This window comes from Flavobacterium microcysteis, assembly GCF_006385255.1.
Taxonomy (GTDB): Bacteria; Bacteroidota; Bacteroidia; order Flavobacteriales; family Flavobacteriaceae; genus Flavobacterium; species Flavobacterium microcysteis.
This window is the reverse complement of record NZ_VFJE01000056.1, coordinates 744612-770180: the sequence shown is the minus strand read 5'-3', so window position 1 is coordinate 770180 and position 25569 is coordinate 744612. Positions and strand designations below refer to the sequence as shown.

The window sequence follows — 25569 nt, the reverse complement described above, 5'->3', positions numbered from 1 at the left end:
TTGGCAATTTAAAACCATAAAAGTGTAATTTTATTTAAAAAATAAGCAATAAAAAAGTTAACATTACCGTTATGTAAGTAAACACCTCCAGCTTATGTAAAACATCTACGCTAACTTAAAATTATGCAACCATGTCAAATCTCAACATTTTTAGCCAAAGCTGGAACGAAAACGTTTTTGAAGGAAGAAACAAAGAATATGGCGCTTACCAGCTGCGTCAGGAAAACCCAAAAACTACTTTAAAAGCATTGTTTTTTGGAACTTTAGCTTGTGCCTCTTTAGTTAGCATCCCCATCATTTCTAATATGCTGACAAATAAAGATTCAGCAGGAGGAATCTTTTGCCCACATGTGCTTCCTCCAGCAGTATATGTAAACCTGGGAGATAAGCCTAAAATAGAGCCTGAAAAAGCTATTGGTACTATCCCTGAACCTGAAAAATCATCTGAAAAGCAAGTTAAACATACTACCCCAACAATAACAGATAATCAAACTACGCCACAAGATGTAGCGACAATTGACCCTAATAAAAACATCAAAACGGGCGATTCTGATAATCCAGGGGATGATCAAGGTGCTGTAGCTCTTGGAAACAGCTCTCCTGACGGAAAAGGAACTGAACCAACTTTTGGAAATACTGGAAACTCAACTGACAATGGAGATGGCATCTTTATAAACGCAGGACTTCAATCTAGTCCTGAATTTCCCGGAGGTATTAAAAACTTCCTTGCTTTGGTTGGAAAAAATTTCAGATTGCCAGAAATCGGAGAAAAAGCAACAATGAAAGTGTTTGTCTATTTTGTAGTCGAAAAAGACGGAACGCTGACTAATATAAAGGTAATAAGAGATCCTGGCTACGGATTAGGAGCTGAAGCCATCCGTGTTTTAAAATCTATTAAAACAAAATGGAAACCAGGTATTCAAAACGACAAACCCGTAAGAACGGCCTACAACCTTCCTATTACCGTTGAAATAAAGAATTAAATTGAGTAGTTAGTTAACTATTTATTTCAAAAAGCCCTGCATACTGTGCGTGCAGGGTTTTTTATTGGAAAAAATTTCCGTGCAATTTCCATTCTACTTCCCTACTTCCGTATCAAATTTCGCTAACACCACATTAACGTAATTAATAAAAACATTCGTTATCTTTGTGCTTTCAATTTAGAGTTATGGACACTGTTTTAGATAATGCTATTTTACCTACAGGAAAGCCAAAATGGCTTAAGGTAAAATTACCTATAGGCCAAAAATACACAGAACTTAGAGGATTAGTTGACAAGTACAAACTGAACACTATCTGTACGTCGGGAAGCTGCCCGAATATGGGAGAATGTTGGGGTGAAGGAACGGCAACGTTTATGATTCTTGGAAATGTCTGCACACGCTCATGCGGTTTTTGTGGCGTAAAAACAGGAAGACCGGAAACTGTTGATTGGGATGAGCCTGAAAAAGTAGCACGCTCCATCAAAATCATGAACATCAAGCATGCTGTTGTAACAAGCGTTGACCGTGACGATTTGAAAGACGGTGGTTCAATCATCTGGATTGAAACTGTAAAAGCCATCCGAAGAATGAACCCAAACACTACACTTGAAACTTTGATTCCTGATTTTCAAGGAATCGAAAGAAATATAGATAGAATCGTAGAAGCCAATCCTGAAGTAGTTTCGCATAATATGGAAACCGTAAGAAGGCTGACCCGAGAAGTACGAATTCAGGCAAAATACGACCGTAGCCTTGCTGTACTTAAATATTTAAAAGAAAAAGGAATCAACAGAACAAAATCCGGCATCATGCTTGGTTTAGGCGAAACAGAAGAAGAAGTAATCCAAACATTACATGATCTTCGAGAAGCCAATGTAGATGTTGTAACGATTGGTCAATACTTACAGCCAAGTAAAAAACACTTGCCGGTAAAAGAGTTTATCACGCCAGACCAATTTGCAAAATATGAAAAGATCGGATTGGAATTAGGTTTCCGACATGTAGAAAGCGGTGCGTTGGTGAGATCTTCTTACAAAGCCCAAAAACACATTCTTTAAATCGTAAGCTTACAGTTTTAGCCTTTAGAAACTGATCATAACAATGACAAAAACCAGGATTGCCATTAATGGATTTGGCAGAATCGGAAGAAACTTATTCCGACTACTGCTCAACCACCCAACCATTGAAGTTGCGGCCATCAACGACATTGCAGACAACAGAACAATGTCACATCTGATCAAATACGATAGCATTCACGGCGTATTGCCTTTCGAATGTTCATTTGACGAGCAAAATATCATTATCGATGGAAAGCCTTACCCCTTTTTCCATGAAAAAAGCATCTCAAATCTCGATTGGAAATCGCTTGACATTGATGCCGTCGTAGAATCTACAGGAAAATACAAAACCTTTGAAGAAATCAATCTTCATATTCTGGCAGGAGCTAAAAAGGTAATCCTATCTGCTCCTTCTGAAACCGACAAGATCAAAACCGTCGTATTGGGTGTTAACGAGCACATTTTAGACGGTACCGAAAAAATCATATCCAATGCAAGCTGCACGACCAACAACGCAGCTCCGATGATAAAAGTCATCAATGACCTATGTGGTATCGAACAAGCGTATATCACTACTGTACATTCTTATACGACAGACCAAAGTCTGCACGACCAGCCGCACAAAGACCTTAGAAGAGCCCGAGGCGCAGCACAATCGATTGTTCCAACAACAACCGGAGCTGCTAAAGCGCTAACCAAAATTTTCCCTGAATTGGACGGAAAAATTGGAGGAAGCGGTATTCGTGTTCCGGTTCCGGATGGTTCATTAACCGACATCACCTGTTATGTAAAACGGGAAGTTACTATCGAAGAAATCAACAATGCATTCCAACTTGCCTGCCAAAACCAGTTCAACGGAATTATGGCTTATACCGAAGATCCAATAGTTTCTGTAGACATTTTAGGCAATAGAAATTCCTGCTTATTTGATGCACAGCTTACCTCAGTAATTGACAAAATGGTAAAGGTTGTAGGCTGGTATGATAACGAAATCGGATATTCTTCACGCCTTATCGATTTAATTTTATTAACAAATAAGAAATAGCTACTTTTATCCTTTATCAAGGATGTTAGAATGAAGCATTTACCACTTTTCTTTATTCTTCTTTTTTCTACGCTGTTATCCGCACAGCATGACAAACTAGTGCCCGAAAAAATCGACAGTGTTGACTATTACATACAGTTGGCCAACTTCAACCTAAAGATCAACAATTATCAAAATGCGTTAGAGAGTTCTCAACACGCCATTGAAGTTTCACAGAAAAGAGGAAACAAGGAACAGGAAGCCAATGCCTATACTTTTTTAGGAAGCATCTATTTCGAACTTAAGAAATATGACGATGCTATTGAAACTTACGTACGCAGCATTTCGCTGTATAACGACTTAGAACCTTCAACAGAACAAGCCTATTGTTATTATAATCTCGGGCTATGTTATATGGAAAAAGGAAAATATGGTGTGGCAGAAATTTATTTTGACAAGGCCAATGCCATTTATGAAACCATTGACATTCCGGATGCCAAAGAACTGCTCAACCTTCAAAAAGGAATCTTATACAAAGCCAAAGGCAAAACCCAGCTGGCAGCGACTATATTTAATTCGATTATTGCCAAACCCGACAACGACGACAGTTTTAAGACCAAAGCCGAAGCTTTATATCAGGTTGGTCTTATTGAATTTGAGGCCGGCCGGAATAACCTCGCTTTAAATTACCTCAAACGGGCACTGGATTTAAATTCTAAAAGTGACAACTTCGAACAGAAATCAAAAATCCTGAAACTGATCAGTGAAACCTATGAAAAGATGATGGATATTGACAATTCGTTTATCTATCTTAAAAAACATTTGGCGCTGAAAGATTCTATTATTCGTCTTAACAGCCAAAAAATTGGTGCTGAAGCTTTCGAAAAATTCAAAGAAAGCGAACAGATGAAAACCATCAAGCAAAAGGACAAGGAAAATAGGGAACAGAAAAAACTGATTAAGGTGTCCAAGCTAACCAGCGTACTGAGTATCGCTTTAATAACAATCCTTTCGCTTCTGAGTTTGTCGCTTTACAAAAACAATATTATCAGGAACAGGACGAATAAGCAGCTTCAGGAAAAAAATACAGAACTTGAAATTGCTAAGGATAAGGCGGAAAAAGCATCACAGGCAAGAGCCGAATTTTTGTCTACCGTGAGCCATGAACTCCGAACACCCTTAAATGCCATCAACGGAATTACGCATCTTTTGATTGAAGAAAATCCGAAAAAATCTCAAGTTGAATACCTAAAATCACTCAAGTTTTCAGGAAACTATCTGCTGACATTTATCAATGAAATCCTGGAAATCAACAGGATTGAATCCAACAATATTGAAATTGAAAACATCTGTTTCAACCTAAGACAGCTTTTGACTGACATTCAAAACTCGTTAAAAGAAATAGCGAGTCAGAACAATATTGATTTCGGACTGGAAATAGACCCGGAAATCAGCACTACTTTTTCAGGCGACCCTACAAAGCTTTCCCAGATTTTCATGAACCTGATTAACAATGCCTTGAAATTCACCGAAAACGGAACCGTCATTGTACGTGCCAACCTTTTGGGAGAAACCGAAAACAAGCAAAATATTTATTTTGAAATTGTAGATACAGGTATTGGAATCCCGATAGAAAAACAAGAAATTATTTTTGAAAGTTTTTCTCAGGGTTCTGTTGAAATCAACAGAAAATATGGCGGAACCGGCCTTGGACTTGCTATTGTAAAACGATTGGTTTCTTTGTTGGGCGGTACGATCAAATTAGAAAGTACCATTTCCAAAGGATCTAATTTTAATTTCAGCCTGGAACTGGAAAAAGGAATCGAAAACAATGAATCCCTAAAGCTTTTCACAGACGATTCTGATTTTATCGACAAAAAAGTACTGCTAGTTGAAGACAATAAAATCAACCAGATGGTGACCCGAAAAATGCTTGAAAAGAAACAAATTCAATGCGAGATTGTCGATAACGGAGAAGACGCCATAGAAGCTGTAAGAAGCAACAGATATGACCTTATTTTAATGGATGTGCACCTTCCCGGCATTAACGGAACTATTGCCACTCAAAGCATCCGGAAGTTTGACAAAAAGACACCAATCATAGCATTGACTGCTATTTCTCTAAATGAAAACAGAGAAATGTTACTTTCATTTGGTATGACTGATGTAATCACCAAACCTTTTAATCCGGAAGTTTTTTATAGAATTATTGCAGAATCAATGAGCTAACTAACACTAATTTCTGGCAATCAATTCTCCAATAAGCTTTCTCACTTTTGGCTCTGCCTTTTTAGCCGCTTCAAGCACTTCGCTATGAGAAACGGAATCAATATTGTGCTCATCACCCATATCGGTAATTACAGAAACTCCAAAACATTCCATATCCATATGGCGGGCTACTATAACCTCTGGAACAGTTGACATTCCTACACAGTCAGCACCTAGAATTTTTACCATTCTATATTCTGAAAGCGTTTCAAAAGTTGGCCCTTGAAGTCCGTAATAAATTCCGTCTTTTACTTCGATATTCAGTTCAATGGCAATTGCCTTGGCTTTATTGATCAAATCTCTAGAATATGGCTCGCTCATATTCACAAACCTTGGCCCAAATCTTTCATCATTATGCCCTCTTAAAGGATGTTCCGGCATCATGTTGATATGGTCATAGATAATTACGATATCACCAACTTTATAAAATGGATTTACTCCTCCAGAAGCATTAGAAACAACCAATCGCTGTACGCCCAGATATTTCATCACTCTCACAGGAAAAGTTACTTCTTTCATGTCGTAACCTTCATAAAAATGGAAACGACCTTGCATGGCTACTACTTTCTTACCGCCAATAGTTCCAAAAACCAAGGCTCCTTTATGTCCCTGAACAGTTGAAACAGGAAAATTAGGAATTTCATTGTATGGCAGTGTAAACTCAATCTGGATATCTTCCGTAAAACCTCCTAACCCCGATCCCAGGATTACTCCATATTCAGGTGAAAAATTGGTTTTTGACTTTATATAATTAACGGTTTCTTGAACTTTTTCCCACATAATTTAAAATTGTTTTATCAAAATCATCCCCGCCGGAGATAAAGCTGCTTTTTATTGGAAGATAGAAAAGCTGGTTATCCGGAAGCTTGCCTTTTAATCGGACAAAATCCTTTTCCGTCGTAATGATTTTTCTGTTTTGTGCTTTATTTTTTATTTCTGCAATATCCTTTTCCGTAAAATGGTGATGGTCAGGAAAGGTCATGATTGTATCATCTTTGCTTTGCAAATATGCGAAAAACGGTTCGGGTTTGGCTATTCCCGCCAAAAGTAATTTATCAACATCCTTTATTTCGGAAACGGAAAGCTGACTTTCTTCCGAAAAAACAAATATATCATACGTTATGGTCGTAAAACATAACTTTTGGTCTAAATCTATTTTCAATCTCCGCTGTATGTCATGCTGTTCTTTAGCAGAAAGATTAGGCGGACATTTTGTTACCACTATTATTCTGGCTCGATCAGCTCCATTCCTACTTTCACGCAGATTTCCGGCTGGCAATATCAAATCATTGGCATATAAATCACCATAAGCCGTCAGCAAAATATAAAGCCCTGCTTTGACTTTTCGATGTTGGTAGGCATCATCCAGCAAAATGATTTCCGGTTGGGTGATTTGTAAAAGCTGTTCGATTCCGTTCTTCCTATTGGCATCAACAGCAACATTAATATTGGGGAATTTTTTATAAAACTGAAAAGGTTCGTCCCCTAAAATGGCTGCATCAGAATTTTTGTCTGCTAAAACAAATCCTTCTGATTTCCGCTTATAGCCTCTGCTTAGCGTTGCAATTTTATAATCCGGAGAAAGGAATCGTATAAGATATTCAATCAAAGGTGTCTTACCCGTTCCGCCAACGCTTAAGTTTCCTACAGCTATCACGGGAAGGTCAAACGAATAGGATTTTAGTAGGCCTTTGTCAAAAAGGAAATTCCTAATGCTTGTAATTAATCCGTATAAGACAGAAAAGGGAAAAAGTATTTTTCGTAGTAACATCATAGTACGAAAATATAATATTTTATCTTTGAAACATAAAGCAAATCCGAATTTAGGAGACACTTAACAGTTAAACAACAAAACAAATCGCCGCTGACTGATATAATTCTTATTTAAAGTTATGAAAATAAAAGAAGTAATTTCCATCTTAGAAACCATGGCTCCGTTAGCCTATGCCGAAGATTTTGACAATGTAGGGCTCCTTGTTGGAAATCCGGAAAACCAAACTACCGGAATATTGGTCTGCCATGATGCTCTGGAAAATGTAATTGACGAAGCCATTTCAAAAAACTGCAATATGGTGGTCTGCTTCCATCCTATCTTATTTTCCGGACTAAAAAAGATTACAGGAAAAAATTATGTTGAACGTGCCGTATTAAAAGCCATCAAAAATGACATTGCAATTTATGCTGTTCATACCGCTTTGGACAACCATCAAAATGGTGTAAACAAGATTTTCTGTGACGCTTTGGGATTGCAAAACACCAAAATTCTGGTTCCAAAAGAAAATTTCATCCAAAAATTAATCACCTATACGATTCCTGAAAACCACCAGAAATTGCGAAATGCCTTGTTTAATGCCGGAGCCGGAAACATTGGTAATTATGAAAACTGTAGTTTTAATTCGCAAGGAATTGGAAGTTACCAAGGAAACGAAAACAGCAATCCTGAGATTGGAGAACGAGGCGAATTCGTAGAAAATGCGGAGATAAAAATAGAAGTCACTTTTGAAAAACACCTGCAAGGCAAAATCCTAAAGGCTTTATTCTCTAATCATGTGTATGAAGAAGTCGCCTATGAAATTTATGATCTGAAAAACAGCCATCAAAACATAGGCTTGGGAATGATTGGCGAATTGGAAACCGAAATGCCTGAAAAAGACTTTTTGCTATTGGTAAAAAACAAAATGAAAGCTGACGGTATCCGCCATTCGGAATATTTAGGAAAGCCAATTAAAAAAGTAGCGGTACTTGGCGGCTCAGGAAGCTTTGCTATTAAAAAGGCCATACAAGCCGGAGCTGATGCTTTTTTGACCGCAGATTTGAAATACCACCAGTTCTACGAAGCTGAAAATCAACTACTTTTAGCTGATATTGGGCATTATGAGAGTGAACGTTATACAAAAAACTATATAGTTGATTATCTTACGAAAAAAATTCCTAATTTTGCAATCATTTTATCAGAAGAAAATACAAATCCAGTTAAGTACTTATAAAATATGGCGACTACAAAAGAATTGAATGTTGAGGACAAGTTAAGAGCGATTTACGACCTACAACTAATCGACTCAAGAATTGACGAAATCAGAAATGTTAGAGGTGAATTGCCTTTAGAAGTGGAAGATTTAGAAGATGAAGTGGCTGGCTTGAGCACACGTCTTGACAAATTGAAAAATGACCTGGAAGTTATCGAAGAGCAGATAAAAGGAAAAAAGAATGCTATCGATGAGCACAAAGAAGCCATTAAAAAATACACAAAACAACAGGAAAGTGTACGCAATAATAGAGAATTCAACTCTTTAACTAAAGAAGTAGAGTTTCAGGAGCTTGAAATTCAATTGGCTGAAAAGCAAATCAAAGAAATGAAAGCTTCTATTGAGCACAAAAAACAAGTGATTGGTGATTCTAAAGAAAAATTAGAAGCAAAATCAGCTCACTTAAAGCACAAAAAATCAGAGTTGGAAGCAATTATGTCTGAAACAGAAAAAGAAGAAATCTTCCTTTCTGAAAAATCAGCAGAATATGAAGCTTTGATTGAAGCAAGATTATTGCAAGCTTATAAGAGAATCAGAGGTAGTGTTCGTAACGGATTGGCAGTGGTTTCAATCGAAAGAGGTGCTTCTGCAGGTTCTTTCTTTACTATTCCACCACAAACACAAATGGAAATCGCTTCCCGTAAAAAAGTAATTACGGATGAGCATTCTGGAAGAATCTTAGTCGATGCAGCCTTAGCTGAAGAAGAAAAAGAAAAAATGGAGAATTTATTTTCACAATTCTAGATATATTTAGTCCCGATAAACATCGGGACTTTTTTTTATGAAAAAGATACGCAATTTCCTTCTCGCTAAATCTGTAGGATTGTATATCAATCTGCTAAGTTATGTATCGCCTAAAAAGGCGTCACAACTTGCTTATAAATTTTTTAGCGAACCAAGAACCGGAAAGCTTTTCTCTGACCAGATGCCTGATGTGCTGAAAAATGCCAAAACAGAAATCGTGAGTCTCCACGAACACCAATTCCCTGTTTACATCTGGGAAGGCAATGACACTTATGTATTGCTTGTGCATGGCTGGGAAAGCAATGCTTCGCGTTGGGAAAATTTCCTTCCTTACCTAAAAGAAAGCGGCTGCACCATTATTGCTTTAGATGGTCCGGCTCATGGGCTGTCATCAGGAAGAGAATTTAATGTTCCGAGATATGCCGAGTTTGTAAATGCCGTTGTCGAAAAATACAACCCTCAGTTTTTAGTCGGACACTCTATGGGAGGCGTCACATCTTTATATTACCAACACCTTTATCAGAATACAGCTATTGAAAAATTAGTGCTTTTGGGCGCGCCATCTGACCTACAAACTTTGGTATTAAATTATGCCAAATTATTAAGTCTGAACCTAAAGGCCATCAACATGATTGAAAATCATTTTTTGGAGCATTTTAAAATCAGGCTCGAAGAATTTTCTGGAAAAATATTTGGCTCAAAAATTAAAATAAAGGGTCTGATTGCACACGACATCGATGATGATGTGGTTTCATTTGAAGAAGCTAAAAAAATAGTAAGTTCCTGGAAAGAAGCCGTTTTCATAGAAACCAAAGGTTTGGGACATAGTATGCATGACGATATATTGTATCAAAAAATCTGTTCCTTTTTATTCGAAAAGGACAATTATAAGGATAAAAAAAGAGCATCGTAACGATGCTCTTTTCTTTTATTTCTTGACTATTTTTTTAGTCTGTGTTTTATTTCCATCCATGACTTTTACAAAATACAATCCCTGAGAAAAAGAGCTCAGATCAATTGTATTTTCTTCAGCTATTGAACCTTTATAAATGAACTGTCCTAAAGAATTGCTGATTTCAACTTTTGCTTCAGCAGATAAATCTTTGGTTTTTATAGTCAGTTTGTCCTGAGCCGGGTTAGGATAAGCTATGAATTCTAATCCACTAACTTTTTCCACACTCAAAAACTCTTGTTGAATTTGAAGAATTGCTGCCTCCATATTCGGAAACTGCCCAATATTTCCAAGATCACCTGTTCCTTGAGGCAAACCGGTTTGTTTGAGAAGGTTTCTCATTTGTACTGATGTCATATAGTTTCCGGTAAGGCTATGATAATAGGATTGCAACACAATAACACAAGAAGCTACGATTGGTGTTGCCGAGCTTGTTCCTGAAAAATTAGTGTAGTATTGATTAAAATCTCCACCTATTTGTCGTGCATCTCCGTAGCCAGTAGCAAAAACACCCATTCCCCATGCCTGGACATCTACCCTATTTCCAAAAGTACTAAACTCAAGCCTGTTATGATCTACCGTATTATCTCCGGCTCCCACAATAATTGCTCCGCTATTACCTCTATTTCTATAACTTAGATAGGCATCAGAATCCAAATCTTCACTTCCGTTGCCAGCAGCCGCTACGATTATCATACCCGCATCTGTAGCTGCTTTGGTCAAATTCCAAATTGTAGCCGAATATTCAGCCGGCCCATATGCTCCTTGCGCACCTGTTGTTTGCATTTCATAAATCAAAACATCACCCGCTGTAGAATTGGCTATGGCTTGCGTAACTGCGTTAACACGATTATATCCGGACACTTCCCATTCTGGAGCCAACATCATTTCTGACGCTCCATATGCCATCCCTGAAATACCGTATGCACCTTTATCGCCGTATACTATTCCGAATACTGCTGTACCGTGTTCTGTATAACTTACACTAGCACTAGGAGAAACCTCCATTCCTGGTACTAACAAAACATTCCTTTCGTTTAAATCTTCATGGCTGGCATTAAAGCCGTATTCAACATCACGAACACGTATTCCGGTCCCTGTAAGGTTTAATCCCCACGCATATGTCATATTTACGCCAGGATTAGATCGTAGATAACCTTGGTTCGTTTCAAAATTTGGTGTTGTTGGAGGAATGTCAAAAGGTGGCTGTATAGGTTCTAAAGAACTAAACGAACAATATTCCACTTCCTGAAAGCTTTCCAGTTTTTTAGCCAATTCCAATAACCTCTCATTGGTAGGATTATCGATTTTTACTTTCAGTATATTACGCAATTTTGCAACAGAATTTCCTTTTCCAGTAAGTTCAATGGCTTTCTGCTCCATTTCCTGAAGTTTCTGTTCTGAAATGAGTATTCCTTTTTCCAAAGTAATATTGTATTCTGCCTGAAGCGCCTTAAAATCTGGAATCATCTGAAGAACTGTAGCTTCATAAGCCTCTCCTTCAAAATGCAACGACGGTTCAAACGACACATACAACTCATGTGCAGTACTGCCTTTTTCTAAAACAAAACTGCCTTTACTGCCTTGTGCAAAGGAAGCCGATAGCGAAAACAAGGCAAAGCTTATAATAAGAGTAATTTTTTTCAAAATATATGGGCTTTAGTTATACCTGAAATATAATGCAAGATAGTTATTTTTCACATATCCATACTGCAATATTCAGCTGTTTCAAAGCGACTTATAGAAATATTCCTGATGTTTTCCTAAAAAGCAAATTAACCCTACCTTTGCATTATGGAAGAAAATATCAAGCGACTCAATAAATTTATCGGTGAAACCGGCTATTGCTCTCGCCGTGAAGCGGATAAGCTTATCGAAGAAGGGCGTGTCACTATTAATGGTTCTGTAGCCGAAATGGGAACAAAAGTTTCCGCAACTGATGAAATACGCATTGACGGTAAGCTGATTGTCGAAAAAAGAGAGAAGCCAATTTACCTTGCTTTCAACAAGCCTGTAGGCATTGAATGTACTACCAATCAGGAGGTCAGAAATAACATAGTCGACTATATCAATTATCCAACACGGATCTTTCCTATTGGTCGTTTGGACAAAGCCAGCGAAGGCTTGATTTTTATGACCAATGACGGCGACATCGTCAATAAAATCTTAAGAGCACGCAACAATCACGAAAAGGAATATATAGTAACGGTCAACAGACCTATCACAGACCGATTTATCGAAAGAATGGGCAATGGCGTGCCTATTTTAGATACTGTAACCCGAAAATGCAAAGTAGAACAAGTCAGCAAATATATTTTCAAGATTATCCTTACTCAAGGATTGAACCGCCAGATTCGTAGAATGTGTGAATATCTAGGTTATGAAGTTACTGCCTTGAAGCGTATCCGTATCATTAATATTTCGCTGGACATTCCGGTTGGCCGATACAGAGATCTGACAGACCAGGAAATAAAAGACATGAATCAGCTGATTGAGCCTTCGAGCAAAACTGAAGAAGCAAGTCTTCCAAAACCGGAGCCGAGACAGCCGCAACAGCAAAGAGTTATTAGAAAACTTCCACCAAGAAATAAGGACAATAGAAATTTCAGAAAAGACAAATAAAACAAAACCCAAGGCTTTCGTCTTGGGTTTGTTCTTTTTATTTAGTTCTTTAAAAGTTTCTGCTCTCTTGCCAGAAGTGTGTTTTTAAGCAACATGGCAATAGTCATTGGACCAACACCACCCGGAACAGGAGTAATAAATGATGCTTTTTTGCTTACAAATTCAAAATCAACATCACCTGTAATTCGGTATCCTTTTTCACTATCATCGTTAACACGGGTAATTCCAACGTCTATTACAACAGCATCATCCTTAACCATTTCAGCCTTTAGGTAATTTGGAACTCCCAAAGCCGTAATGATAATATCGGCCTGAGTTGTGATTTGGGCAATATTTTTAGTGTAGCTATGCGTTAATGTAACCGTAGAATTTCCGGGAAAACCTTTACGTCCCATCAAGATACTCATCGGTCTGCCTACAATGTGGCTTCTTCCAATAACTACCGTATGTTTTCCTTTAGTTTCAACGCCATATCTTTCCAATAATTCCAAAATCCCGAAAGGAGTAGCCGGAATAAAAGTACTCATATCCAAAGCCATTTTTCCGAAATTTTCAGGATGGAATCCGTCAACATCTTTTCTCGGGTCAATTGCCATCAATACTTTTTGAGTATCGATTTGGTCAGGCAAAGGCAGCTGCACGATGAATCCGTCAATCGTGTCGTCTTCATTCAATTGCTGGATTTTTTTAAGCAATTCTGTTTCAGAAGTAGTACTTGGCATTTTTACCAATGTCGATTCAAAGCCAACTCTTTCACAAGCTTTTACTTTACTTCCCACATAAGTAAGGCTGGCACCGTCATTACCTACAATTACAGCAGCAAGATGAGGCACTTTTTCGCCCTTTTCTTTCATTTTCTGTACTTCAGCAGTAATCTCATTTTTGATGTCATCCGAAACTTTTTTTCCGTCTAGTAGTTGCATTCTTTTTTGTAGTTAGTTGTTGTTTATAAAAATTTTTAGGGCTTAAAATTTCAGCCCGAAACTTTAAGCCCTAAGGTATATTTAGTTATCTCATTCCTTTCATTCCCCCCATCATTCTCATGAGGTTCTTGCCGCCACCGCCTTGCATCATTTTCATCATTTTGCTCATCTGGTCAAACTGTTTCATCAGCTGGTTGACTTGCTGTATGTCTGTTCCTGACCCTTTAGCAATACGGTTCTTCCTTTTCAGGTCGATAATTGCCGGCCTGCTTCTTTCAGCCGGAGTCATAGAATGGATGATGGCTTCGATATGTTTGAAAGCATCGTCTTCAATTTCTACATCCTTTAGTGCCTTTCCTGCACCTGGAATCATTCCGACAAGATCTTTCATGTTACCCATTTTTTTCACCTGTTGGATTTGGGTCAAGAAATCGTCAAAACCGAATTCGTTTTTAGCGATTTTCTTTTGCAGTTTTCTTGCTTCTTCTTCATCAAATTGCTCCTGAGCTCTTTCTACCAAAGACACAACGTCTCCCATGCCCAAGATTCTCTCAGCCATACGGTTTGGGTAGAATACATCAATTGCATCCATCTTTTCACCCGTACCAATAAACTTGATTGGTTTGTTGACTACAGATTTGATAGAAATTGCAGCTCCACCACGCGTATCACCATCAAGCTTCGTTAGGATAACTCCGTCAAAGTTCAATCTGTCGTTAAACGCTTTTGCTGTATTCACTGCATCTTGTCCAGTCATCGAGTCCACAACAAACAAAGTTTCTTGTGGTTGGATTGCCTTATGGACATTTGCAATCTCGGTCATCATTTCTTCATCAACCGCCAAACGACCTGCCGTATCGACAATAACTACATTAAAACCATTTGATTTGGCATGTTTGATAGCATTTTGTGCTATTTCAACAGGATTTTTATTTTCCGGCTCAGAATATACTTCTACACCAATCTGCTCACCTACTACGTGCAACTGATTGATAGCCGCCGGACGGTAAATATCGCAGGCAACCAATAAAGGTTTTTTATTTTTCTTTGTCTTAAGATAATTGGCCAATTTTCCAGAGAAAGTCGTTTTTCCGGAACCTTGAAGTCCTGACATTAAAATCACAGTTGGATTACCGGAAAGATTGACTCCCGCAGCATCGCCTCCCATTAACTCGGTCAATTCATCCTTAACCAGTTTTACCAAAAGTTGTCCTGGCTGTAATGTCGTCAAAACGTCTTGCCCGATTGCTTTTTCTTTTACTTTAGTCGTAAATTCTTTGGCAATCTTAAAGTTGACATCGGCATCAAGCAAAGCACGGCGCACTTCTTTAAGAGTGTCTGCCACGTTAACTTCCGTGATTTTTCCGTGTCCTTTTAGTATATGGAACGCTTTGTCTAACTTATCGCTTAAATTATCAAACATAATGATTTTCTTTATTGAAGCTGCAAAGATAAGAGAAAGACGGTAAGTATCAAAGAGACAGTGAAGCAATACTAAATAAAAAAACCAGACATCGCTGCCTGGTTTCTCATCTTAACTAAATTTAAACTAACTATTTATTATAAAAAACTACTTTCATTGAAGACTAATTAGGTCTAAAAACAAAATCAATCTGTGGAAGCATATCATAAACAGGGCCATCCATACCGCCTCCGCCATAAAACTTCGAATGTAATAGTGTAATATTTCCGTTTGTATAAGGCAGAAAAGGTGTTGAGATACCACCTCTCTTCAATAACATGGTGCCAATACCGCTACCTACCAGATATGAAGAGATACTTCTGCGTAAAGTGTAGACATGTCCTGGAGTTATTGTAACTGGAGGAATAGAAATATATTCTCTTGTCTGATCAGAAAACGAATGGTTTCCTGTGTAAATGATGTTGTTATTTTCATCTACCAGCTGTATCAGATAAACAATTGGCGTAGGTCGTGGTTCTGCCTTATATCCGATACTGCAAATAGTTCCTGTTCGGCTTACTGAGAAAGAAAACTCATGTGTATGGGTATCCATTGTAAATTCTTCCAATACACCATTCAAACCTTTTAAATGATTATAAGCTTGTATAAAATTTGTTTGCGAAGTATTACATACAGGCTCTACAACGGTACAATCTTCAATCGCTGCCATGATTGCACCTGTCATTTCTATATTGTTGCGGATTATAACCTGATTACCGTCTGCATTTGTTATGGTAATAGGATAATCGACAGCATAATATTCATTAGCATTTAAATTAAACAGCAAAAGAAAAAACTCCATATCATTATGAATTGTGTAGGTATGTGCCAATTGGAAATTGCTATTATATCCAAAAACCCTTATCGGATAATGAATGGAAATACAGCCTATATTACTTTGTTCCGGATCCGGCTGCTGACATGATTCTTTTAAAGCATTAAATTGCGCTTCATTCTGGACAACAATTTCACTATAATCCGGATAAACAATCGTAATTGGAAACACAAAATCTACATAATCCCGATCTGCATCTGTAACATCAAAAATATCACTTACCAAATGATAATCGTTTTCGGTATTGATGGTTACAGCCTGGCTGTTCACAATCAGGTTGACTGGCAATTTCACGCTAAAGCAACTTGTACTGTCAATTATATTATCATCTGCGGTTGCATTCATCGCTACTCTTTTCATCAGACCGGTCAATGGCGCTGCTTTACTTAACGTTTCTTCATTTTGACGCGTCTCGTTTTCTTCATCCTGGCAAGAGACAACAAAAACAGCAATACAAATGCAGCTCAACACTAAAATCGATTGTAAAACTTTTTTCATATTCATAATTATTAAGTTTATTGGTTTTGCTATTAAACAAGCGATTCCCAAAATACCCTACCTGACGAAACTACTTTTTTTAATTAAAGCTTATATTTGGAAAAACTTAAAAATAAAGAAATATAAAAGTAGGGTTTTTATCAACTTGACTGTTATAGGTTAGGAACTGTCTTTAACTGTATGGAAGAAATAAAAAAAATTGCGGGTATCTGCGAAGAAATTATCTTTTCGGATTTCTTTCGTTCTCACGCAAAAACCTTACGGAATTATTTATTGTATAAGTTTGGCAATGAAGAACAGGCAAATGATATCTGCCAGGAAGCATTTGTAAAGCTTTGGGAAAATTGCGCCAACGTGCCTTTAGGCAAAGCGAGATCATTTCTTTATACGGTTGCCAACAATGCGACCCTAAACCAGATTGCACATCAAAAAGTAGTCTTGAATTATGCAAAAAAAGAAAGTCCTTCACAACATACCAATGAAAGTCCTGAATTTATTTTAGAAGAAGAACAGTTCAAAAAAAAAATAGAACGTGCCATCCAAAACCTGAGCGAAAGCCAAAGAACGGCTTTTCTTTTGAATCGGATTGATGGTAAAAAATACAGTGAAATTGCAGCAATGCTTGACATCAGCGTCAAGGCTGTAGAAAAAAGAATCCACGGAGCCCTGGTTTCGTTACGACAGGAAATTGAAAATATAAAGTAGGGTTTACAGGCAGTTATCTGTTTTTTAATAAAAAAGCAATGGAAAATAATTTTGATTTGGCAAAATGGCTTGCCGGAGAAATGACAGGAAGCGAGTTGGAGGCTTTTGAAAAATCGCCCGAATTCGAAACCTATCAAAAAATAAAAACCTATTCCGGCAGTATGGAAGCTCCCGTTTTTGATACTGAAAAATCATATCAAAATGTCATCAAACGAGCAAATAAAAAACCGGCACAAAAGCAAAATTACTGGTTTATAAAACTCGTCGCTGCAACTATCGTAATTAGCTTGGGAACCGTGTTCTATTCAAAAAACAAGACCACTACGCAATATGCCGAGGCCGGGCAAAAAATAACTTTTTCACTTCCTGACCATTCAGAGATTGTACTGAATTCCAATTCTAAAATCAAATACAAAAAGTGGAAATGGAAAAGCAATCGAAACTTACAGCTTGAAGGAGAAGCCTTTTTTAAGGTTGCCAAAGGCGAAACGTTTGATGTTAATACCAGCCTTGGAAAAGTAACAGTTGTAGGCACGCAATTCAATGTCAAGTCCCGAAACCAAAATTTTGAAGTAGCCTGTTATGAAGGAAAAGTAAAAGTTGCTTTCGGAAATAAGAACATCTTATTAGAAAAAGGCAACAGTGTTACGGTACAAAACGGAACTATAACTGCCAGAATGCCATTGGGCACCGAAAAACCAAGTTGGCTTTTGAATGAAATACAATTTAACAACAGCACTTTAGATCAGGTCTTAAGCGAAGTCCAAAGTCAATACGGTATCGAAATTGAACATTCTCAAATCAATTCTAGACAGTATTTTACAGGAGCAGTTCCAACCGATAATATTGATACGGCCATGACAATTATAGGCAAGGCTTATCATTTGAATTACATAAAAACATCTGACAAAAAGATTATTCTGAAAAAAGAATGAAAAAAATAATCTTACGATTATTGTTGTTTCTATTATTATTCTTTGCGGGCCAGTCGGTTCTGGCTCAAGAAGAAGGCGTTGTTGTACCCTTAAAAGAAATTCTTACCAGCCTCTCCAACCAGTATCAAATCCAGTTTAATTTTCTCGAAGATGAAGTAAAATATATTTCAGTTACACGACCTTCATCCGAATTAAACTTATCTGAAAAATTAAAATTTTTAAGCAATCGGACTGGCTTGACTTTCGAAACCATAAACGACCGTTATGTTGTTATTAGTTCACAAAAGCCGACAGCTGCCATACATGACTCTATTGAAGGACTTCCTATTCTCCTTCAAGAAACAGTCATTGAAAAATATTTGGCAAAAGGCATTTCCAAAACCGTAGAAGGAAACCTGGCCATAAAGCCTAAAAAATTCGGGATACTGCCAGGACTGACGGAAGCAGATGTCTTGCAAACAATGCAGCAGGTTCCGGGAATTTACAGTGCTGACGAAACGGTTTCGAACATCAATGTCAGAAGTGGAACCCACGACCAGAATCTGTTTTTGTGGAATGGAATCCGGATGTTCCAGACTGGACATTTTTTCGGGCTGATTTCTGCTTTTAATCCGTCACTTTCGCAAAAAATAACCATTTCAAAAAATGGTAGTTCTGCGTTTTATGGAGAAAGTGTATCCAGTGTCATTGATATATCTTCTTTTCCCGAACATATTGAAAATACGGCTTCCAGTATTAGTTCTAACCTGATTGGAGCACAATTCAATTCCAAAATAAAAATTTCAAACAATTCCAGCTTTCAGGTTTCCGGAAGACGTTCTTTTACAGATTGGATCAATTCTCCAACCTACCAGAAATATTACAATCGTGTTTTTCAAAATACGATCGTTACCAATATTGAAAACAGTGAAATCTCCAACTATCATACAGATGAAAAATTTTATTTTTATGATTTTACGGCCCAATACCAACACAAAATAACTTCTCGTACGGAAGCTACAGCTGCATTTATAGGAATCAACAATTCTTTGGATCTCGATCAGAAAATGACTTCTGAAGAAATTCTCAGAACCCGAAACAGTAATTTAAGCCAACAAAATTTTGGAGGCGCAGTTTCTTTGAAAACCGCTTGGAATGACAACAATTTTAGTAAAATTAGTGCTTATATTTCGTATTATAATCTTAATTCAAGAAATGAAGCTGTTGAAAACAGCCAAACTTTAGTTCAGCAGAATACGGTTACCGACATGGGATTGCGAATAGAAAATAGCCATCAACTCAATTCTGATATAATTTTAAATACGGGCTACCAATACAATGAAATTGGAGTACGGAATTTTGAAAACATTGACAATCCCGGGTTTTCAAGAAGCATAAAGGAAGTACTACGATCACATTCCTTAATTTCAGAAGCAGAAATGCATTATCTGAACGGGAATCTTTTTATAAAACCGGGTTTGCGGTTTAACTATATTGAAGAATTAGAAAAATATATTTTTGAACCACGCCTGCAATTTAATTACAAGCTGAATCAGGAAATAAGTGTTGAAGTTCTGGGTGAGCTAAAAAGCCAAACTGCATCACAGGTCATTGACCAACAGCAAGATTTTTTGGGTCTTGAAAAAAGACGCTGGATTCTGGCAGACGACCGTTCCATCCCAATACAAAAAAGCCGACAGGTTTCTATCGGATTTACATACAACACTTCTGAATGGCTGATTTCATTAGATAATTTCTATAAAAAAGTTACCGGAATTATGACACGCAGCCAGGCTTTTCAGAATCAATTAGAATTTATAAAAATCAATGGCGATTATTCGGTATTGGGTTCAGAGTTGTTGATTCAGAAAAATTTTGACCGTTTTTATTCCTGGATCAGTTATAATCTGAGCAGTAGTGAATACCAATTCGATTCCTTGATACCTTCTCAGTTTTCCAATAATTTTCAGATTATTCACAGCGTTAATTGGGCCGGGATTTATGATTGGGACAATCTTAAGATAGCGTTGGGCACCAAATGGCATTCTGGAAGACCCGAAACTACGCCATCAACAAATCTTTTAGACCTTAGCAATCCGGCAAAACCTGAAATTCATTATAATTTTCCAAACAATAAAAACCTGAGTGATTATTTTCAGGTAAATTTTTCGGCATCCTATTGCTGGAACTGGAGTCAAAAAACGCAATTGGAATTGGGTGTTTCTGTTCTCAATGTATTAAACAAAAAGAACACAATCAGTAGGTATTACAGAGTAAACACTAACAACAATACTGTTGAAAGTGTCAATACCTATTCGTTAGAAAGAACTCCAAATATTGCTGTAAAGTTCAATTTTTAATAGCATAAAAAAAGCCGGTCTTTTCAAACCAGCTTTTTGTTATTCTACATTTTTCTCAAAAGTCAGGTAATCCGTTCCTCCACCTCCACCACTAACATCAACCAGTCTGATTTTTGTTGAAGTGCTTTCCAGAACATCCCAATCGTCAGTTAGGTCTGCAAAAGTGACCGGCGTTGTAAAAGAAATATTAAAGTCTATATCATTCCCCGGATTATCATCGTTACTATCATCATGGGTTACACTCCATGTGCCCTGATAGTTATTTGTACCGTTGTTGGCTATCAGTATGTCACCAGCACCAAACGTAAAGTTATAGCCTGCGAAATCATTGGTTTTGGTAGTTCCACTATCTATATAGCTGGTAATTCTCCAGGTTCCAGAACGCACTGCATTTTCAATTCGCTGGATTGTTTCGCTTGGTGAAGATGAATTGCTATCATCATCTGAGCTACAGGCTGTTGTAAAAAACAATGCCATAGCAAGTGCTCCAAAAATTAACTTCTTTTTCATGGTTGGTTTTTTATAGTTAAAATAATGTTTTATTATCAACATAATAACGATTTATCCATTATTTTATTGTTAAAAAAGATAAAAAACCAGGAAACAACTATTAAAACTGGAAATAGATAAACGGCTGAGGACCGGCAGTTGCAGTTGCATACACTATCCAATAGACAAAACCTAAGATTATGGCTTTACCAATCAATGGAGTCTTGTCAAAAGCAAGCTTCATGTTTTTGGTAATACCTTCTGGAAGGAAATGCCAGATATAGCCTACCAACATCAAAAGGAATACATTTTTGTAACCTTGTATGATGATTTGCCATTGCTTTGGATCAAAAGTAAGTTGTCCAATATTATTAACTATCTGTAAAGCCGTATCAAAATCCTTCGCTCTGAAAAACAACCAGCAGAAAACAACAAAATGGAAAGTTAGAAGTATAGAGAAGAATCTCCAGATATAATCAAACGCATTCTTTTTCTTGTCTTTTTTAGATGGAAAGAATTCCAAAAATATCTTGTGTACCGCCAAAGCAACACCATGCAAAGCACCCCAAATAATAAAACGCAAGCTGGCTCCATGCCACAATCCTCCAAGAAGCATTGTAGTCAGAAGGTTGACATTGGTGAACATTGTTCTTTCTCTATCTTTTGACAATATAAAAGTAAGGCTGAAAAGCACTAATGAAGAAACGGCAATAATTAGCGGAATATGACTAACTGTCGAATAACTGATTCCCCAAACTATTAATCCGAAGAAAAACAGCGCCGGGAATAAAAATCCAGCAAAAGAGCCGTTACGGTTTCCACCAATTGAGATGTATAGGAAATCTTTTAACCAGGTAGAAAGTGAAATATGCCATCTTCTCCAGAATTCTGTTATCGAAGCAGATTTATACGGCGTTCTAAAGTTGGTTGGCAGTTTAAATCCGAGCAACAGTGCTACTCCAATTGCCATATCTGAATATCCGGAAAAATCACAGTAAATTTGAATGGCATAGCCATAGGAAGCCATCAGGTTTTCAAATGCCGTATAACTTGTCGGCGCATCAAAAACACGATCCACGAAGTTAATCGAGATATAATCGGAAATTACCGTCTTTTTGATAAGTCCGCCAATCAAAAGAAACAAGGCCGCATTGACATCTTCCTTGGTAAGATTCAGCTTTTGGTAAATCTGCGGCAGGAAATCTTTAGCACGCACAATAGGCCCTGCGACCAATTGCGGGAAAAACGACACAAAGAACAGGTATTCTACATAATTGTTTGTTGGGACAATTTCCTTTCTGTAAATCTCAATAATATAACTTATCGACTGGAACGTATAGAATGAAATCCCGACAGGCAACAGTATGTCATGGAACGCTAAATGTCCGCTAAACATGTCATTATACGTACCAATCAGGAAGTTGGTGTATTTAAAATAACCTAAAAGCCCTAAGTTTAGAAAGACGCTGAGCCAGATATAAAACTTCCGCCAGCCTTCTCGATTTTCCCTATAAATGACGCCACTTAGATTATAATCGACGACGGAAGACAGAATTAGCAAAAGGAAATAAATTCCGCTTGACTTGTAATAAAAGAAAAGCGAAAACAGGATGACATATACCAACCTTAAATAAAAAGTCTTTCTAAGGAATGCGTAAACCAGATAAAAAATCAGGAACATCCCCAAAAACAATCCCGTATTAAAAAGCAATGGCTCTTTTGGATTGTAGATAAACCAGCCCTTCACCTGCTCTACAGTAATCGCTCCGAAGGTTTGAATAAACCAGTCATTTATGCTGTTGATCGTCATTAATTCTCTGTACCCGATTTAAAATTAGTGTATGCTTTCAGAAATGCTTCCGACAAAAGATTTCCTTGTTTTTCATAACCTGCTTTGGAATAATGAACTCTATCTCTCGACATGAGCCCTCTTGCCGCATTGCGTTCAACGCCATACAAGCCTCCAAACTGGGAATACAAATCCCATACAGCAAAGCCTTTTTCTTCTGCCGACTTCAGTATATTTTCTGAATAATCGGCTGCAAATGTATTTGGAAATTTCCTTTTAAACAAGGAAGGTGGCAGTGTTGAAACCAGCACCGATGCATTTATATTTTGTGCTTTCAAATTCTCCAAAAACTGGTTAAGCTGTACCATATATTCTGATGAAACAGTTTTATCAAAAGTTTCATTTGTTCCTAAGGAAAGGACAATTAAATCGGGTTGCAATGCTTTCAATTGCTCAAAAAACAGCGGATATTTATTGTAGTCCGAAAATTTAGCTCCGTTTACGCCTATACTGCTGTAAATAACCCCAGGATTGTTATTTTCCAATACCAGTCCGTTCAATGCAAATTCCGATGCTTGCGAATCAGGAATAAGATAAATCTTGCTCAAAGATGTTTCACTCGTATAATAATGCGTCAGCTGATTGGCCTGGATATCCAAAGGAATAAATTCTGAGCGTGCTATGGATTTCTGCTGCATTTCATTCGTAGGAATCTTGAGCGTTTTTCCGGCACGGATATTATTCGATTTTAAATTGTTTGCTTTTTTTAATTGGGCTATCGAGATGTTATATTTCTCAGCAATAATTGAAATAGCTTCTCCTTTTTTAATCTTATGCGTAATCTTTTTAGGAACGCTTGATTCCATTACGATTGTTTTTGATGCCGTAGCAACATCAAACATGTCTTTATTTTTGGGAGTGATTATCTTGATTGTATTGAAACCATAGGAACTGTCTTTTACATTGATTTCAATAGCAAAATCCTTGGCCTTTGTCCAAAGTCCGATACCGCTCAAACCTACCGGATTCCCGATAGCAGGATAGATATTTCGATAGCTTTCCCAGGTTCTGTTAGATGAAAATCGCTCGTTATAGGAACCGTTAGTTTTTGCCAGGCTATACGGAAAAATAAATCCCCTGCCTCCATTGCCAAATTCACTTTGCAATTTTTTTCGGATCACATTGGTCATCAAATCTGCTTGGATATGCGAATCACCGATATGAACAATATTGATTTTTCCTGATTTCTGCTGTTGGTTAAGGCTCAACTTTTCAAAAAACGGCTTCAATGCCTTGGTATTATGAAAATGGTTATCAGGAATGATGATTGTTTCCGTAGTATCAATTGCCGCAACAGTATCGATTTCAACAAATATCGAATCTGTTACCTGCGCATGCATACTGGTTCCTACCACCAAAAAAAGCAGGATTATAAATAGTTTGAGCTTATGCATCGACGCTGTCCTTTTTTATTACGGTTGAGTCAGGAGCTTTTTTCTCTGCCGGCTTTCTTTTTTGTCTCAAAGTCTTATACTTTTCATATCCCTGGTTCAGCTGTTCGTATAACAGTCCTGCTATTTTTTTAGCTCCTCTGTGATTGAAGTGCGTATAATCTTTGTTTGCTTTTGCAGGTTCTTCTTCAACCCATTTTACCATAGAACCGTCACCGCCCATTAGTGTATACAGATTGACGAATCCAGATTGGGTTTTTAAAGCATATCTTTTCTGAGCAACAGTCAACGGAACTACTGCCGAATCCGTTTTCATTTCCAGATCGTATTTTGTTCCCTTATCTGCTGTCGAAACAATCAGTATGGCAACTCCCGGAAAACATTCTTTCAAATGGTTAACCGTTTTGGTCATGCTTCTGTCATACCATGTATAATCTTTTGTTCCGTAGTTCAGTACATTCGTTCCGTAGTGCAACACAATCAGGTCATAACCCAATTTGTTATTAAACGCCTGCATCACAGCCGGATTAAACGTCGAAATTGGCAATCCGGAATTTCCTCTTTGAGAGAAGTTATCGACATGAACTCCTTTTCCATCATCAAAATTAAAACCGAATATCGGAATAGAATCGGCCTTTATAAAATCAGCCTTAAATCCTTTGATGCTATTAGATGAAACCTTTAGCGTATTCACCAGACTATTTGGCGTAAGACTTTTTACGATAGTATCTTTTCCTATAATCACATCCACTTTTCCTTGAAGATTAGAAGACCTTCCATAGAAAAGTGTCGGATTATCAAGCATAGTTGCAAATCGTGCTGTATTAGCCTTGAATCTAACCCATTCTACATGAGCCGTATCGTTGGCAAAAAATACATGTCCGTTCACTCCAAAAGGACTTCTCGGCTTTTTGACATTTAAATAAGACTGGGTTTTCCAGTTTCCGGAATATTGATGCGTAATCGAACCTCTTGAAGCCGCTGATTCAGAAGTTATGGAAACAAAACCAACGCCTTGCCCTCCAAATTTTGCCTGATAATCCGCTCTCAAATCCTGAACAATCATATCGCCATCTGTCATGGAATCGCCAAAATAGGCAATCCTTACATTTTCAGACTCCGGATTTTTTTCCAGTTGGTATAACTTTTCATAAAATGAAATCAGATATTGGTAGCCTTTGTAATCTTCAAATTTTTCAGAAGGAAAAGTAATTCCTAATGTCGGATCAAAGACAATCTTTGCATTTACCAATGTATCCTTTGTCGTTGATTTGACATCTTTTGCAACCGCATCCAGAAGCATACTGTCAATCAGTACGTTTTTTGAATTGGGAGCACTTTCTGAAAAAATCTTCTTTGGCAAGAACTGTTTAAAGCCAATAAACGCTACAGCAGCCAGAAGTACTATTGCAAATGATTGAAAGAAATATGAATTCGTTTTCACTTAATTGATTATGATTTATGCA

Annotated in this window: 21 protein-coding genes; 11 read left to right on the top strand and 10 right to left on the bottom strand. The window is 37.4% G+C overall.

The window, feature by feature from the left end; translation table 11 throughout:
* Positions 1–131: 131 nt before the first annotated feature.
* From FJA49_RS17010 to FJA49_RS16995, 4 genes are all read left to right on the top strand, one after another.
* Positions 132–983, top strand: coding sequence for an energy transducer TonB (locus FJA49_RS17010; protein ID WP_140002455.1), 852 nt, complete (start codon positions 132–134; stop codon positions 981–983).
* 185 nt (positions 984–1168) lie between these two features.
* Positions 1169–2041 (top strand): lipoyl synthase, encoded by an 873-nt coding sequence (lipA, locus tag FJA49_RS17005; protein ID WP_140002453.1) that lies wholly within the window; start codon positions 1169–1171, stop codon positions 2039–2041.
* Positions 2042–2084: 43 nt separating this feature from the next.
* Complete coding sequence (gap, locus tag FJA49_RS17000) at positions 2085–3086, top strand: type I glyceraldehyde-3-phosphate dehydrogenase (protein ID WP_140002451.1); 1002 nt, start codon at positions 2085–2087, stop codon at positions 3084–3086.
* A gap of 30 nt (positions 3087–3116) precedes the next feature.
* Positions 3117–5294, top strand: coding sequence for an ATP-binding protein (locus FJA49_RS16995; protein WP_140002449.1), 2178 nt, complete (start codon positions 3117–3119; stop codon positions 5292–5294).
* A gap of 6 nt (positions 5295–5300) precedes the next feature.
* Here the strand turns inward: FJA49_RS16995 and FJA49_RS16990 are convergent, their stop codons facing one another.
* Positions 5301–6113, bottom strand: coding sequence for a purine-nucleoside phosphorylase (locus tag FJA49_RS16990; RefSeq protein ID WP_140002447.1), 813 nt, complete (start codon positions 6111–6113; stop codon positions 5301–5303).
* Positions 6085–7107, bottom strand: a complete 1023-nt coding sequence (lpxK, locus tag FJA49_RS16985; protein WP_140002445.1) for a tetraacyldisaccharide 4'-kinase — start codon at positions 7105–7107, stop codon at positions 6085–6087. Before lpxK ends, FJA49_RS16990 begins: the two co-directional genes overlap by 29 nt.
* Before the next feature lie 118 nt (positions 7108–7225).
* On the opposite strand from lpxK, the gene FJA49_RS16980 reads away from it, so the two are divergent.
* The 3 genes from FJA49_RS16980 to FJA49_RS16970 are packed head-to-tail and all read left to right on the top strand — an operon-like array spanning position 7226 to position 10016.
* The gene (locus FJA49_RS16980) at positions 7226–8320 is read left to right on the top strand and encodes a Nif3-like dinuclear metal center hexameric protein (protein WP_140002444.1); all 1095 of its coding nucleotides are present in this window, start codon (positions 7226–7228) and stop codon (positions 8318–8320) included.
* 3 nt (positions 8321–8323) lie between these two features.
* Positions 8324–9103 carry a zinc ribbon domain-containing protein gene (locus FJA49_RS16975; RefSeq protein WP_140002442.1) on the top strand — a complete coding sequence of 260 codons (780 nt, stop codon included), beginning with the start codon at positions 8324–8326 and terminating at the stop codon, positions 9101–9103.
* Between the two features lie 37 nt (positions 9104–9140).
* Positions 9141–10016 carry an alpha/beta fold hydrolase gene (locus FJA49_RS16970; RefSeq protein ID WP_140002440.1) on the top strand — a complete coding sequence of 292 codons (876 nt, stop codon included), beginning with the start codon at positions 9141–9143 and terminating at the stop codon, positions 10014–10016.
* A 15-nt stretch (positions 10017–10031) separates the two neighbouring features.
* Here the strand turns inward: FJA49_RS16970 and FJA49_RS16965 are convergent, their stop codons facing one another.
* Positions 10032–11702: a S8 family peptidase gene (locus tag FJA49_RS16965; RefSeq protein WP_140002438.1), complete on the bottom strand. Its 1671-nt coding sequence runs from the start codon at positions 11700–11702 to the stop codon at positions 10032–10034.
* A gap of 147 nt (positions 11703–11849) precedes the next feature.
* Between FJA49_RS16965 and rluF the strand changes: the two genes are divergently transcribed.
* Complete coding sequence (gene rluF / locus FJA49_RS16960; protein WP_140002436.1) at positions 11850–12677, top strand: 23S rRNA pseudouridine(2604) synthase RluF; 828 nt, start codon at positions 11850–11852, stop codon at positions 12675–12677.
* A 41-nt stretch (positions 12678–12718) separates the two neighbouring features.
* On the opposite strand, the gene FJA49_RS16955 is transcribed toward rluF, so the two are convergent.
* The 3 genes from FJA49_RS16955 to FJA49_RS16945 form a co-directional block, all read right to left on the bottom strand.
* Entirely contained in the window at positions 12719–13600 is an 882-nt protein-coding gene (locus tag FJA49_RS16955; protein ID WP_140002434.1) for a bifunctional 5,10-methylenetetrahydrofolate dehydrogenase/5,10-methenyltetrahydrofolate cyclohydrolase, read from the bottom strand.
* An 85-nt stretch (positions 13601–13685) separates the two neighbouring features.
* Positions 13686–15023, bottom strand: coding sequence for a signal recognition particle protein (gene ffh, locus FJA49_RS16950; RefSeq protein WP_140002432.1), 1338 nt, complete (start codon positions 15021–15023; stop codon positions 13686–13688).
* Positions 15024–15186: 163 nt separating this feature from the next.
* Entirely contained in the window at positions 15187–16395 is a 1209-nt protein-coding gene (locus FJA49_RS16945) for a hypothetical protein (RefSeq protein WP_140002430.1), read from the bottom strand.
* A gap of 180 nt (positions 16396–16575) precedes the next feature.
* Between FJA49_RS16945 and FJA49_RS16940 the strand changes: the two genes are divergently transcribed.
* From FJA49_RS16940 to FJA49_RS16930, 3 genes are read left to right on the top strand one after another with little or no spacing between them, the layout of a single operon-like run.
* Positions 16576–17100, top strand: a complete 525-nt coding sequence (locus FJA49_RS16940; RefSeq protein WP_140002428.1) for an RNA polymerase sigma factor — start codon at positions 16576–16578, stop codon at positions 17098–17100.
* A 38-nt stretch (positions 17101–17138) separates the two neighbouring features.
* Positions 17139–18035 (top strand): FecR family protein, encoded by an 897-nt coding sequence (locus FJA49_RS16935; protein ID WP_140002426.1) that lies wholly within the window; start codon positions 17139–17141, stop codon positions 18033–18035.
* Positions 18032–20374 (top strand): TonB-dependent receptor plug domain-containing protein, encoded by a 2343-nt coding sequence (locus FJA49_RS16930; protein ID WP_140002424.1) that lies wholly within the window; start codon positions 18032–18034, stop codon positions 20372–20374. The genes FJA49_RS16935 and FJA49_RS16930 overlap by 4 nt, the downstream gene beginning before the upstream one ends.
* Before the next feature lie 39 nt (positions 20375–20413).
* On the opposite strand, the gene FJA49_RS16925 is transcribed toward FJA49_RS16930, so the two are convergent.
* The 4 genes from FJA49_RS16925 to FJA49_RS16910 form a co-directional block, all read right to left on the bottom strand.
* Positions 20414–20884 carry a hypothetical protein gene (locus FJA49_RS16925; protein ID WP_233590211.1) on the bottom strand — a complete coding sequence of 157 codons (471 nt, stop codon included), beginning with the start codon at positions 20882–20884 and terminating at the stop codon, positions 20414–20416.
* Positions 20885–20984: 100 nt separating this feature from the next.
* Complete coding sequence (locus FJA49_RS16920) at positions 20985–22673, bottom strand: MBOAT family O-acyltransferase (protein WP_140002422.1); 1689 nt, start codon at positions 22671–22673, stop codon at positions 20985–20987.
* The gene (locus FJA49_RS16915; protein WP_140002420.1) at positions 22673–24106 is read right to left on the bottom strand and encodes a GDSL-type esterase/lipase family protein; all 1434 of its coding nucleotides are present in this window, start codon (positions 24104–24106) and stop codon (positions 22673–22675) included. Before FJA49_RS16915 ends, FJA49_RS16920 begins: the two co-directional genes overlap by 1 nt.
* The gene (locus FJA49_RS16910; RefSeq protein ID WP_199758397.1) at positions 24099–25547 is read right to left on the bottom strand and encodes an SGNH/GDSL hydrolase family protein; all 1449 of its coding nucleotides are present in this window, start codon (positions 25545–25547) and stop codon (positions 24099–24101) included. The genes FJA49_RS16915 and FJA49_RS16910 overlap by 8 nt, the downstream gene beginning before the upstream one ends.
* Positions 25548–25569: the final 22 nt, after the last annotated feature.